We start from the raw sequence: 12728 nt of genomic DNA, 5'->3' as shown, positions 1-12728 counted from the left end.
AGCGGACGGTGGGCACGGCCCTCGGGGCGAGTGCGACGGCGACCACCTGCCGCCGGGGTCATCCTGACGACACGCTGCCCACGCCCGCGCGGCACTCCCGCAGCGGCGCCCGGGCAGACCCGGAGCTGACGATGGACACGGCCCACGACGGACGCGGCCACGCGCCGCCCGCCACCGGCACCACCCACGGCGACACACTGCCCCACACCCACGCGGCACCCCCGCAGCGGCACCCGGGCGGGGCCGCGGACGGTGGGCACGGCCACGCGACGGGCGCGGCGACGCACCGTCTGCCGCCGGGGCCACCCACGGGGACGCGCTGTCCCCGCGCCCTCGCGGCGCACCCGCAGCGGCGCCCGGCCGCATCATGACGCCGGCGGTGGGCCGCCGCCCGACCCGCTACGTTCCCTCGGCCTTCGCGTACTCCGTCGCCATCTGCCCGGCGAAGTCGTACACGACGACCGGTTCGTCACCGACCACCCAGGCGTCGTGGCCGGGCGGGGACACGAAGACGTCGCCGGGGCCGATCTCGGCCTCGCCGCCCTCCCCGTCCATCCGCACGCGCATCCGACCTTGTACGACATAGCCGTTGTGGTGAACCTGGCAGCTCGCGGTGCCCGCGATCGGGCCGACGGACTCCGACCAGCGCCAGCCCGGTTCGAAGGTGCCCACGGCGAAGTCGAGCCCCGTGAGGTGCACGACTTCGAGGTGGCCCCGGGGGAAGTCGCGCCGCTCGTCGGGCTTCTCGACCGTCTTCACTTCCAGCATGGCCATGACGGTGTCCTCCCTTCCGGCCGCTCACCGCGGCCGGGGCCGGTCCGTCGTCACCCCTCGTCACCCGAGGCCACGTCGGCCCCGTCGCGGCACACGCCGACCGACCCCCACCACTCCATCGTCGGCCCCGCGCCCCGGCCCCGCCATTCGGGGGACAGGCCCTACGCCCGGTCCCCCTCGGACCCGCCGGCCGCCCTGGCCTGCGCGAGGTAGTTGTACGCGGAGGCACGGGAGATCCCGAGGCGCCCGGCGACCTGTTCGACCGCACGGCGCACCGCGAACACGCCCCGTTCGTCGAGGCCCCGGAACAGCTCCAGGCGCTGCGCCCGGTCGAGCTGGGACCAGTCGGCGTTCTGCCGCAGCTGGTGGGCGTCGACGATGGCGTCGACCACCGCGTCGATGTCGTCGCCGAAGGCGGTGGTCGGCGGCTCGGCGGTGTCCGTACCGGTCCCGGCGAGGGCGCCCAGCACGGAGTGCGCCTGGGTCAGCGCGGTGAGGTCGAGATTCACGCACAGCGCGCCGAACACCGCGCCGCCTGAGTCCCGCAGCAGCATCGTGGAGGACTTCACGAGCTTCCCGCCCGGGGTCCGGGTGAGGTAGTTCAGCTCGTCGGCCGCCGCGTCCCCGTGGGCGACCATGCGCATGCCGATCTCGCTCATCGCGCCGCCCACGGTGCGCCCGGTGACTTCCCCGGCGAGGGCGACCACCGATTTCTCCGGCCGCCGGTAGTCGTGCAGGACCACCTCGCAGACCGGGCCGAAGGTCGCCACGATGCCGTCGACGACCGGTCCCAGCGCGGCGATGATCGCGTCCCGCTCCGCCTCCGGGGGCACGTCGGCCATCAGGACTCCTTCACTCGGCGATGCCTGACGAGACTACCCGTCCAGGCCGTGTACGGGGAGTCCAGTCGCGGGAGCCGGGTACGCCGCCGCGCGGCCGGTCTCGCCCGCGCGCCGCCGTACCGCGTACACCGCGTAGGCGTAGGCCGCGTCCAGGACGAAACAGGCCACGTAGAAGTAGTGCATGAGCGAGGTCTCGTGGCGCGGCACCGCGTCCGGGTCGGTGAGCAGCGTCAGCGAGGCGCAGCCGGTGCCGATGAGCTTGGTCAGCGCGATGCCGAGAGACTGGCCGCGGACGCCCCGGCGGGCGGCGAGCATCCCCAGGAACATGGCCGACATCGCCACGTTGCTGCCGAACGCGGTGATGGCGCCCTCGCCGTTGTCGAACTGCTCGGAGGCGAAGTTCATGCCCGGGTAGGCGAGCAGCAGCACGACGGCCAGCGCAGGCAGGAACAACCGGCCGGGCAGGTAGGGGAATTCGGCCCGCCCGAAGCGGACGACGGTGTAACCGATGGCGAGGTCGAAGCAGAACCACACGATGTTGATCACCTGCATGAGACCGGACGGAGGTCTCACGAAGGAGAACATGAACTCCCAGCTGAGATTGGTGGCGAACGCGACCACCGGCATGCCGAAGGTCCGCTCCCTCAGCCCCGTGCGGATCAGCAGCACATAGGCAACCGTCCAGAAGAGACCCGTCCCGAGAAGAAACGCCGTGTGCAACGCCCGCATGGTGACCCTCCGTCAGCTAGCGCCCGTCAGGTGCCGCGTTCCGGTGCGCGGCGGCGACTACTCTGGCACGATGCCCTCGACCGATGTGCTGTCAACTGCCATGGACGACACCGGGAATCCCGCACTGAAGCCGCTGCCCGGGCACGTCGCCGAGTTGCTGCGGCGCGTGGCCGCGCCACCCCGGCTGGTCGCCCACCTCCGGGCGGTGCACGACGTGGCCGTACGGCTCGTCGACTGGGTACAAGTCGACTGCCCTGCGCTGGAGTTCGACCGGGGCGCAGTGCTCTTCGGCGCCGCCACGCACGACATCGGCAAGACACTGCACCCCGCCGAGCTGTCGGGCCCCGGCGCACGGCACGAGGCGGCCGGGCGGGAGCTGCTCCTTTCATGCGGGGTGGGCCCGGAACTGGCCCGGTTCGCCGGGACGCACGCGTCGTGGGCCGAACCGGGCATCCGCGTGGAGGACTTGCTGGTGAGCCTGGCCGACAAGGTCTGGAAGAACAAACGTGTCACGGAGCTCGAGGACCTCGTCGTGGCACGGCTCGCCGAAGCGGGTGGCCGGCCGCCGTGGGAGACGTTCCTGCGTCTGGACTCCTTCCTCACCGACGTCGGTGAGGACGCCGACCGGAGACTGGCCTACCAGGCGTCCCACCCGGTCCGGTGAACCGTACGGGCGGCCACGGCGACCCCTCGCTACCAGGACCGCGCCGCCCGCAGCAGCCGGTCGCGGACGCGCGGCACGTCCGGGTTCTCCGCCGGGCCGGGTCGCTGGACGAGGTAGCCCGTGTTGATGGGCGCGTCCTCGGGTTCGTGGAGGGGTACGAGCGCGCCGGAGGCGAGCTGGTCGAGGCAGAGGTAGCGGGGCAGGACGGTGAAGCCCGCGCCCGCGGCCACGGCGGCCAGCACCCCGCGCAGATCGGGCACGGTCACGGCGGCGGCGCAGGAGAGCCGCCGGCCGAAGGCGTGCCGCCAGTAGCGGCGGGCGATCGGGAGGTCCTCCGCGTATGTGATCAGGGGCACGGAGTGCAGGACGGCGGGTCCCTCGACGGCCAGCCGCTCCTTCACCCGCCCGGCCCAGACGGGGGCGGCGACGAGGACGAACTCCTCGTCCACCAGCGGGACCGCGCGCAGCGTGCGGCCGCGCGGCCGGGACGTCGCGACGACCAGGTCGTGGTGGCCCGCCCGGAGTTCGTCGAGCAGCGCGTCGGTCAGTCCGGTGGCCACGCGCAGCCGTACGCCTTCGGCCACCAGCGGCGCCAGGGCGGGCAGCGCGCGCGTGCAGAGGAGTTCGGCCGGACCGGCCAGGTGGACCGGGTCGGCCGGGCCGCCCGCAGCCGGGTCCGGCCCGGCGACGGCGGCCAGTTCGTCGAGGGGCGCGGCGATACGGGCCGCCAGCTCGTCCGCGACGGCCGTCGGCACGACGCCCCGCGGCAGCCGCGCGAACAGCTCACGCCCGGCCTGCCGTTCCAGCGCGCGCATCTGCGTGGTCACCGTCGGCTGGGACAGCCCCAGCAGCCGGCCGGCGCCGGTGAAGGAGCCCGAGCGGTAGACCGCGAGGAAGGTGCGCAGGAGGTTCAGATCGAGGGAGGTGCTGTCCACGCTTCCGAGTATCCCCGCCACATCCATAGGTTTTCCAATGCCAGGCATTGGATCTTTCATTGGATGCTTATGGGTCCGGTGGCCTACGTTCGATGAACGTCAGTGACCTTCCTCCCCCCGGAGCGACTCATGTCCAAGATCCTTTTCGTGATGACCGGCGCCGACCACTGGACCCTGGCCGACGGAAGCAAGCACCCGACCGGTTTCTGGGCGGAGGAGGCCGCCGCCCCGTACCGGGCGTTCAGGGAAGCCGGTCACGACATCGTCGTCGCCACCCCCGGTGGTGTGGTCCCGACCGTGGACGCGGGCAGCCTGGCCGCCGAGGTCAACGGGGGCCAGGACAACGCCGACGCCGTCCGGCGCACCCTCGAAGGGATGACCGAGCTGGGCTCCCCGGTCCGGCTGGAGGACGTGCGGCTCGACGACTTCGACGCCGTCTTCTACCCCGGCGGGCACGGCCCCATGGAGGACCTGGCCGTCGACGCCGGCTCCGGCCGGCTGCTCGTGGAGACGCTGCGGTCGGGCAAGCCGCTGGGCGTGGTCTGCCACGGCCCGGCCGCCCTGCTCGCGGCGGTCACGGCCGACGGCTCCAACGCCTTCGCCGGGTACGAGGTGGCCGCGTTCACCAACGCCGAGGAGACCCAGGCCGGTTTCGCCGGCAAGGCCAGGTGGCTGCTCCAGGACCGCCTGACCGAGGCGGGCGTGGTCGTCCGGGAGGGCGAGCCGTGGGCGCCGAACGTGGTCGTGGACCGCAACCTGGTCACCGGCCAGAACCCCGCCTCCTCCGCCCCGCTCGCCGTCGAACTGCTGAAGCGGCTGGGCTGAACGCCGGGCCGAACGACGTTCGCCCGAGGGGACGTCGACCGGTGTAGCGTGTGATCCATTCGCCGGGTCGGCAGGGGAGGCGGACGTGACGGCAGCGGAAGGCGATCGTCCGCCGTTATGGGGCACCCGCGCCCGGCGCGTCTTCCTCGCCGTCCAGACCCTGTCGGCCCTCGGTGACTCCTTCGCCTACGTGGCGATCCCGCTGCTGGTGCTGCACAGCACCGGCTCGGTGGTCCAGATGGGCGCGGTCACCGGGCTCACCGGCGTCGCCGCCATCCTCACCGGGCCGTTCGCCGGCGTGATCGCCGACCGGGTCGACCGCAGACGGCTGCTGATGGTCAGCGACACGGCGCGCTGTCTGCTGTACCTGACCGTCCCGGTGGTGTGGGCGTTCGCCACCCCGGTGTGGCTGATCTACACGGTCGTTCCGGTCGCCGGGGTCTTCTCGATGCTGTTCCAGGTCACCTATGTGGCCGTGGTGCCGGCGCTGGTGGGGCCGGGGCAGATCACCCGGGCCAACGGCCGCCTCTACGCGGGTTACGCCGCCGCGGGCGTCGCCGGGCCGGCGCTCGCCGGTCTCGTCGCCTCGTCGGCCGGGCCCGCCACCGCCGTCGGCATCGACGCCGCGACCTTCGCGATCTCCGCCCTCGGCATCCGGTTCGTCCGGTTCGACGCCACGGTCCGGCCGCCCGGCGCGGCCGAACGCCGGCGCCCGCGCGGGGAGTTCCTGGCCGGCGCCCGCTTTCTGTGGGGGCATCCGGTACTGCGCCCGCTGACGGTCCTGCTGTCCGTGCTGACCTTCCTCACCTACGGTCTGACGGACCTCGTGGTCTATCTGGTCAAGCACGAGCTCGGGCACCCGGACGCGACGGTCGGCTATGTCCTCGCCGTCGGCACCCTCGGCACGCTCGCCGCCTCCTTCGTGGTCGCTCGCCTCCGGCGGCGCCTGGGCTTCGGGCTGAGCTGGATCGGCGCCTTCTCCGCCGCGGGCCTCGCCGTCGCCTGCCTGGGCGTGGCCCGGACCGTCCCGGTGGTCGCGGCGCTGGTGACGGTGCAGCTGATGTGCACCGGCGTCGCCGGTATCTGCTCGATGTCCGTGCGCCAGGAGGTCACGCCGGCCCATCTGCTGGGCCGGGTCACCTCGTCGTTCTGGACCATCCACTCGGCCCTGGGCCCGCTGGGCGCCGCCGTCACCACGGCGGCGGCGTCCGATCTCGGCGTCACCACGGTCTGCCTGTTCACCGGATCCGCCGTCCTGCTGGTGGCGCTGACCGGCTCGGTGACCGGCATCCTGCACCCGGAGCCCGGCGAGCCCCGGCTGGAAGAGACGGCATGATCACCACGGCATTCCGGCCGACGTACCAGTAAGGCCGGCGCACACCCCCACCGGACACGCGCCTCTACACACCACCGTCGGCGCCGCCCCTTCCGAACAACCGGCATTCCGCCGCCCGGGCGGACCGGCAGCCGGACGGTGCCGCCGAGCCGCACATCGTACGGACGCCGCCGAGCCCCACGCCGTACGGACGCCGCCGAGCCCCCGCTGGAAAACCCGAGGCACGCCCCCACCGGGCACGCGCCCCCCACACCCCCGTCGACGGCGCCCACCACCCGGACGGCCCGCGCCCCGCCATCCCGCCACCCGGCCGGACCGGCGGAGGCGCTTCAGCTCGACTCGCGTACCACCAGCCGGCACGGCACCGTGTGCACACCGGGTTCCGGCTCGGCGTCGATCGCCTGGAGCAGCAGCAGGGCGGCGATGCGGCCGATCTCGGACAGGTTCATGTCGATCGTGGTGAGCGGCGGGCGGCAGGCCAGTGCCATGGTGTCCCAGTTGTCATAGCCGACCACGGCGATGTCGCCGGGCACGTCCTTGCCCCGTTCGCGCAGCGTGTCGGCGACTCCCCGGGCGATCTGGTCGTTGCCGCAGAAGACGGCGTCCGTGTCGGGGGCGGTACGCAGCAGGGCGTCGGCGGCCCGGCGGCCCCAGGCCTCGCTCCACTCCCCGAAGTGCACGCGGCCCGTGGCCAGGCCGAGTCGGGCGTTGTCCAGGTGCTCGACGGCGTACCGGGCGCGGTCGCGGGCGGCCTGGTGGTGCTCCGGGCCGGTGACATGGGCGATCCGGGTACGGCCGGTGGCCAGCAGGTGCTCGACGGCGAGTTGGGCGCCGCCGTGGTCGTCGGTGACGACGGAGGTGTCGGCGGGGTCGGTGGACGGGGCGAGCGCGTAGACGACGGGTATCGAGGGGTCGAGGCCGGTCAGTGGCGGGCGCGGGTCCGTGCGGCGGCCGGCCACGATGATGCCGTCCACGCGGCGGTCGGTGAGGGTGGCCAGGTGGTGCTGTTCCCGGATGGCGTCGCCCCGGGTGTCGCACAGCAGCACGGAGATCTTCCCGGCGCCGAGCGCGTCCTCGGCGCCCAGCAGCACGGGCGTACTGAACCGGCCGATGCCGTCCGTGGTCATCAGGCCCACCGTCCAGCTCCGCCCGCTGTGCAGGCTCTGGGCATGCTGGTTGGGCCGGAAGCCGAGCGCCTCCACCGCGTCCAGCACCCGCTGCCTGGTCTCGGGACGCATCCGGCCACCGCCGTTGAGCGCCTTCGACGCCGTGCCCACACTGACGCCCGCCAGCGCGGCGACGTCGGCGAGCCGGGCCCGGCCGGCGAGGGGAGAGCCTGGAGCAGAGGTCACGGGCAAACCTTTTCCTGGATGACACGGACGCCTGACATGGTGGCAGTCGCCCAGCGTACCTGCCAAGCGGCTGGGAAACGGAAAAAACTCCTGCCGTGACTCTTGACCGGCCTCCCCCACTGCCCTCTACTTTCACCCCGAGAAAACGGTTGCGCAAAATGGTTGCGCACGGTGGTTCCGTGCCGCCGCCACCTACCGACCCCGGAGAGCCATGCCCCGCACCCCCTCCGCCCCGTCCTCCCCCGTCGGCCCGGTCCGCCCCGGTCCGGAGGCCCATGCCGCGCTGCGCCCCGCGGCCACCCGTATCGACGCCGGCTTCTGGCAAGCCCGCCGCGAGACCAACGCCCGCGTGTCCATCCCGCAGGGCCCCGGCCTGCTGGAGTCCGCCGGCAACCTGCGCAATCTGCGGCTGGCGGCCCCCGCGCCTCAGGCGCTGTCGGATGCGGCGGCCGAGGGCGAGTTCCAGGGCGCCTACCCGTTCGTGGACACGGACGTCTACAAGTGGCTGGAGGCGGCGGCCTGGCAGCTGGCCGACGGCGGTTCGGCGGAACTGGCGGCGGAGGTGGAGCGGATCGTCTCCCTGGTCGCCGCCGCCCAGCAGCCGGACGGCTACCTCAACACCTGGTTCCAGCTGGTCAAGGGGGGCGAGCGCTACCAGGACCTGCGCTGGGGCCACGAGCTGTACTGCGCGGGCCATCTCATCCAGGCGGCCGTCGCCCACCACCGGACCACCGGGCGCACCGAACTCCTCGACGCGGCAAGGAAGTTCGCCGACCACATCGACTCCGTCTTCGGCCCGCCCGGCAGCGGCAGGCCCATCGACGGCATCGACGGGCACCCCGAGGTGGAGACCGCCCTGGCCGAGCTGTACCGGGAGACCGGTGAGCGCCGCTATCTGGACCTGGCCGGCTACTTCGTCGACCGCCACGGCCACGGCCTGCTCGGCGGCGAGGCCTACTGCCAGGACCGCGTCCCCGTGCGCGAGGCGACGAACGTCGAGGGGCACGCCGTACGGCAGTTGTACCTGCTGGCCGCGGCGGCCGACCTGGCCACGGAGACCGGGGAACCCGAACTCCGCGCCGCGAACGAACGGTTGTGGCAGGCCATGACCACCACCAAGACCCACCTCACCGGCGGTCTCGGCGCCCACCACGACCAGGAGGACTTCGGCGACCCCTACGAACTGCCCAACGAGCGCGCCTACTGCGAGACCTGCGCCGCGATCGCCTCGGTGCAGTGGAGCTGGCGCCTGGCCCTGCTCACCGGCCGGGCCCGCTACTCCGACCTGATCGAACGCACCCTCTACAACGGCTTCCTCGCCGGCGTCTCCCTGGACGGCGAGCGCTGGCTGTACGTCAACCCGCTCCAGGTCCGCGACGGCCACACCGACCCCGGCGGCGACCAGTCGGCCCGCCGCACCCGCTGGTTCCGCTGCGCCTGCTGCCCGCCCAACGTGATGCGGCTGCTGGCCTCCCTGGAGCACTACCTGGCGAGCAGCGACGACGACGGCCTCCAGATCCACCAGTACGTCGACGGCGACTACACCGCCGAGGGCGTCACCATCCGCTGCGAGACCGACTACCCCTGGCACGGCACCATCGCCCTCACCGTCGAGGAGACCCCCACCGACCGCCCCTGGACGCTCTCCCTGCGCATCCCGCAGTGGTGCCGTGACCACCGGGTGCGGTGCGGGGACGAGACGTACGACTCCCCCGTCACCGACGGCTGGGCGCGGCTGACCCGCACCTGGTCCCCCGGCGACCAGGTCGTCCTCGAGCTCGGCCTGGAACCCCGGCTGACGGCCGCGGACCCCCGGGTGGACGCCGTACGCGGCTGCGTGGCGATCGAGCGCGGGCCGCTCGTGTACTGCCTGGAGCAGGCCGACCACCCCGGCGGCGGACTGGACGACATCGTCATCGACACCACCCGCCCACTCGCCGTGAAGCACCGCCCGGACCTGCTCGGCGGCGTCACGACGGTCGTCGCGGCGGGCCGGAGGCGGCACATCCCCGACGCGGGCTGGTGGCCGTACGCCACCACCGGCGACTCCCCCGAGACGGACGGCGAGCCCGTCGAACTGACCGCCGTCCCCTACTACGCCTGGGCCAACCGCGAAGACGGCAGTATGCGCGTCTGGCTGCCCACCTCCTGAACAACCCTCCTACGACAACGAGGTCAGCCCCGTGATACCCACCCGCCGCACCCTCCTCGCCGCGACAGCCGCCGTCAGCGCCCTCGCCTCCCTCACCGCCTGCTCAGGCGGCTCCGACGACTCGGGCTCCGCCAAGGCGTCCGGGGGGACGTACACCTTCTGGGACCCGTACCCGCAGTTCGACGCCTCCTCGCCGTGGGGCAGGCTCGTCAGCCAGTGCGGCACGAAGGCCGGGGTGAGAGCCAAGCGCACCGCGTACGACACCACCGACCTCGGCAACAAGGCGCTGCTCGCGGCCCAGCAGGGCAACGCACCCGACGTGATGCTCGTGGACAACCCGGTCGTCTCGACGCTGGTGGAGGCGGGGATCCTCAACAAGACGAGCGACGTCGGGCTCGACACGGCATCGATCCAGAAGAACATCATCGGCGCGGGCACCATCGACAACGCCTCCTACGGCGTCCCGATCGGCGCCAACACCCTCGCCCTCTACTACAACAAGAAGGTCCTGGCTGCCGCCAAGGTCGACCCGGCCTCGATCAAGGACTGGACCTCCCTCACCGCGGCCCTGAAGAAGGTCAAGGCGGCCGGGAAGAAGGGCATCACCTTCTCCGCGATCAACACGGAGGAGGGCAGCTTCCAGTTCCTGCCCTGGTTCTGGGGCGCCGGCGGCGACCTCACCAAGCTGAACTCCGCGAAGGGCACGGCAGCGCTGACCCTGTGGAAGAACTGGGTCGACGAGGGCTACGCGCCGAAGGACGTCCTGCAGAACACGCAGACCACCAGCTGGCAGGAGTTCGCCACCGGCACCTACGCGTTCGGCGAGAACGGCACCTGGCAGCTCGGCAACGCCGACAAGGCGGGCTTCGGCTACGGCATCATCAACATCCCCGCACAGAACGGGGGTTCGGCGCCGGTGCCGACGGGCGGCGAGTTCGTCACCGTCCCCGTACAGAAGGACACCGCGCGCTACGACGTCAGCAAGAAGATCGTCACCTGTCTGACCAGCTCGGCGAACCTGCTGGCCACCGACACCACCCTGACGTACATCGCCCCGACCGCCGCGGTGCAGGCCCAGCAGGTCGAGAAGAACCCGGAGCTCAAGCCGTGGGTGTCCGCCGTGGCCGCCGCCCGTGGCCGCACCAGCGGCGGACTGGGCTCCAAGTACCCCACCATCTCCCAGCCGATGTGGACCGCCGTCCAGTCCGCCCTGTCCGGCGGCAAGAGCGCTCAGGCCGCCCTGGACACGGCCCAGGCGAGCGCCCAGAAGGGCTAGGCCCGCGACATGACCATCGCCCGAGTCGACCGGCCGCGCCGGGCCCCGGCCACGCCGGGGACGAGCGGCTCCGGCCGGCCGCCGCTGGAACGCCGGCAGCGCCGCCGGAGCCGGCTGACCGCGCTCGCCTTCGCCGCCCCGCTGATCGCCTACCTCGCCGCCTTCTACGTCTATCCCCTCTACCGCAACCTCGACCTGAGCCTGCGCGACTACACCGTCCGCTCCTTCGTGGCCGGGGACGCCCCCTTCTCCGGCTGGGACAACTTCCACAAGGTGCTGGACGACCCGACGTTCGGCCCGGCGATGCGGCACACCATGGTCTTCACCTTCGTGTCGATCGCCTTCCAGTACGCCATCGGGCTCGCCCTCGCGGTCTTCTTCAACCGGCACTTCCGGCTCTCCGCCACGCTGCGCGCGCTGTTCCTGATCCCGTGGCTGCTGCCGCTGATCGTGTCGGCGTCCACCTGGTCGTGGATGTTCAACAGCGAGTCCGGCGTGGTGAACTACTTCCTGCACTTCCTCGGCGTGGACCCGGTGGGCTGGCTCACCTCCCCGGACTGGGCGCTGACCTCGGTGATCATCGCCAACATCTGGATCGGCATCCCGTTCAACCTGGTCATCCTCTACAGCGGACTGCAGAACATCCCGGGTGAGCTGTACGAGGCGGCGGCCCTGGACGGGGCGAACGCCTGGCAGCGCTTCCGGCGGATCACCTTCCCGCTGCTGCGCCCGGTGTCGGCGATCACACTGCTGCTCGGGTTCGTCTACACCCTCAAGGTGTTCGACCTCATCTGGATCATGACCAAGGGCGGCCCCGGGGACACCTCCTCCACCCTGGCGACCTGGTCGTACCAGCTGGGCTTCGGCACGCTGCTGCCCAAGTTCGGCCCCGGCGCGGCGGTCGGCGACATCCTCATCCTCATCGCGCTCGTCTTCGGTCTGCTGTACATCCGCGTCCAGAGGAGGCAGGAAGCGTGAAGCCCCCTCCCGTGAAGTCCCCTGCGTCCGGCCGCCGTTACACGGCCATCGGGCTGGTCCTCACCGCGCTGATGCTGTTCCCGGTGTACTGGATGCTGAACGTGTCCCTCACCCCGCAGCAGGACATGCGCAAGGACCCGCCCGACCTGCTCCCGCTGCACCCCACCTTCGAGGGCTACAAGGCGGTGCTCGACGACCAGTTGCCCTATCTCGGCACCAGCCTGCTCATCGGGCTCGGCACCGTCGGGCTCACCCTCGTCATCTCCGCCCCCGCCGGCTACTGTCTGGCCAAGCTGCGCCCGCGCGGCGGCGGCGCGCTGAGCCTGGGGCTGCTGATCGCGCAGATGATCCCCGGCATCGTCATGGCGATGGGCTTCTACGGCATCTTCCTCGACCTGGGGCTGCTCAACTCCTGGTGGGGACTGATCGTCGCCGACTCCACCATCGCCGTGCCGTTCGGCGTGATGATCTTCACCGCGTTCATGTCCGGCATCCCCGGCGAGCTGATCTCCGCCGCCCGGATCGACGGCGCCGGCGCCTGGCGCACGTTTCAGTCGGTCGTGCTGCCGCTGAGCCGCAACGCGATCGTCACGGTCTCGCTCTTCGGCTTCCTGTGGGCCTGGAGCGACTTCGTCTTCGCCAACACCCTGGACGGCGGCGGCGACTGGAAGCCGATCACCCTCGGCATCTACCGCTACATCGGCAACAACAACCAGGAGTGGAACGCGATCATGGCCACCGCCGTCGTCGCGTCCGTCCCGGCAACGGTCCTGCTGGTCCTCGCACAGCGCTATGTGGCCGCGGGTGTGACCGCGGGCGCGGTGAAGGACTGAGCGCGTCAGGACCAGGCCCCCTCCCTTTCCTC

Annotated in this window: 13 protein-coding genes; 8 read left to right on the top strand and 5 right to left on the bottom strand. The window is 72.0% G+C overall.

Going from position 1 to position 12728, the window contains the following annotated elements; translation table 11 throughout:
• The first annotated feature begins 8 nt into the window (after positions 1-8).
• On the top strand, positions 9-371 hold the full coding sequence (locus ACH45E_RS30775) for a hypothetical protein (protein WP_361453545.1): 363 nt from the start codon (positions 9-11) through the stop codon (positions 369-371).
• 28 nt (positions 372-399) lie between these two features.
• Here ACH45E_RS30775 and ACH45E_RS30770 read toward each other — a convergent pair whose 3' ends face one another.
• The 3 genes from ACH45E_RS30770 to ACH45E_RS30760 form a co-directional block, all read right to left on the bottom strand.
• Positions 400-768 carry a cupin domain-containing protein gene (locus tag ACH45E_RS30770; protein ID WP_361453699.1) on the bottom strand — a complete coding sequence of 123 codons (369 nt, stop codon included), beginning with the start codon at positions 766-768 and terminating at the stop codon, positions 400-402.
• Between the two features lie 167 nt (positions 769-935).
• The gene (locus ACH45E_RS30765) at positions 936-1616 is read right to left on the bottom strand and encodes a PAS domain-containing protein (RefSeq protein ID WP_361453548.1); all 681 of its coding nucleotides are present in this window, start codon (positions 1614-1616) and stop codon (positions 936-938) included.
• 33 nt (positions 1617-1649) lie between these two features.
• Entirely contained in the window at positions 1650-2345 is a 696-nt protein-coding gene (locus ACH45E_RS30760) for a hypothetical protein (protein WP_361453551.1), read from the bottom strand.
• A gap of 70 nt (positions 2346-2415) precedes the next feature.
• On the opposite strand from ACH45E_RS30760, the gene ACH45E_RS30755 reads away from it, so the two are divergent.
• On the top strand, positions 2416-3009 hold the full coding sequence (locus ACH45E_RS30755; RefSeq protein WP_361453554.1) for an HD domain-containing protein: 594 nt from the start codon (positions 2416-2418) through the stop codon (positions 3007-3009).
• Positions 3010-3038: 29 nt separating this feature from the next.
• Here ACH45E_RS30755 and ACH45E_RS30750 read toward each other — a convergent pair whose 3' ends face one another.
• Positions 3039-3971, bottom strand: coding sequence for a LysR family transcriptional regulator (locus ACH45E_RS30750; RefSeq protein ID WP_361453557.1), 933 nt, complete (start codon positions 3969-3971; stop codon positions 3039-3041).
• Positions 3972-4073: 102 nt separating this feature from the next.
• Between ACH45E_RS30750 and ACH45E_RS30745 the strand changes: the two genes are divergently transcribed.
• Together ACH45E_RS30745 and ACH45E_RS30740 are read left to right on the top strand one after the other, a co-directional pair.
• Positions 4074-4769 (top strand): type 1 glutamine amidotransferase domain-containing protein, encoded by a 696-nt coding sequence (locus ACH45E_RS30745; protein ID WP_361453560.1) that lies wholly within the window; start codon positions 4074-4076, stop codon positions 4767-4769.
• Positions 4770-4854: 85 nt separating this feature from the next.
• A complete protein-coding gene (locus ACH45E_RS30740) occupies positions 4855-6105 on the top strand; it encodes an MFS transporter (protein ID WP_361453563.1) in 1251 nt (416 codons plus the stop codon).
• A gap of 329 nt (positions 6106-6434) precedes the next feature.
• On the opposite strand, the gene ACH45E_RS30735 is transcribed toward ACH45E_RS30740, so the two are convergent.
• Positions 6435-7457 carry a LacI family DNA-binding transcriptional regulator gene (locus tag ACH45E_RS30735; protein ID WP_361453566.1) on the bottom strand — a complete coding sequence of 341 codons (1023 nt, stop codon included), beginning with the start codon at positions 7455-7457 and terminating at the stop codon, positions 6435-6437.
• A gap of 211 nt (positions 7458-7668) precedes the next feature.
• Here ACH45E_RS30735 and ACH45E_RS30730 point away from each other — a divergent pair, with 211 nt between their 5' ends.
• From ACH45E_RS30730 to ACH45E_RS30715, 4 genes are all read left to right on the top strand, one after another.
• Entirely contained in the window at positions 7669-9609 is a 1941-nt protein-coding gene (locus ACH45E_RS30730) for a beta-L-arabinofuranosidase domain-containing protein (RefSeq protein ID WP_361453569.1), read from the top strand.
• A gap of 31 nt (positions 9610-9640) precedes the next feature.
• Complete coding sequence (locus ACH45E_RS30725) at positions 9641-10885, top strand: extracellular solute-binding protein (RefSeq protein WP_361453572.1); 1245 nt, start codon at positions 9641-9643, stop codon at positions 10883-10885.
• 9 nt (positions 10886-10894) lie between these two features.
• On the top strand, positions 10895-11863 hold the full coding sequence (locus tag ACH45E_RS30720; protein WP_361453575.1) for a sugar ABC transporter permease: 969 nt from the start codon (positions 10895-10897) through the stop codon (positions 11861-11863).
• Between the two features lie 71 nt (positions 11864-11934).
• The gene (locus tag ACH45E_RS30715; RefSeq protein ID WP_361453702.1) at positions 11935-12696 is read left to right on the top strand and encodes a carbohydrate ABC transporter permease; all 762 of its coding nucleotides are present in this window, start codon (positions 11935-11937) and stop codon (positions 12694-12696) included.
• The last annotated feature ends 32 nt before the right edge of the window (positions 12697-12728 follow it).

This window comes from Streptomyces sp. NPDC020299, assembly GCF_044387825.1.
In the GTDB taxonomy this organism is placed as follows: domain Bacteria; phylum Actinomycetota; class Actinomycetes; order Streptomycetales; family Streptomycetaceae; genus Streptomyces.
The sequence above is the reverse complement of the archived record's forward strand: the minus strand, read 5'-3'. Positions and strand labels throughout refer to the sequence as shown.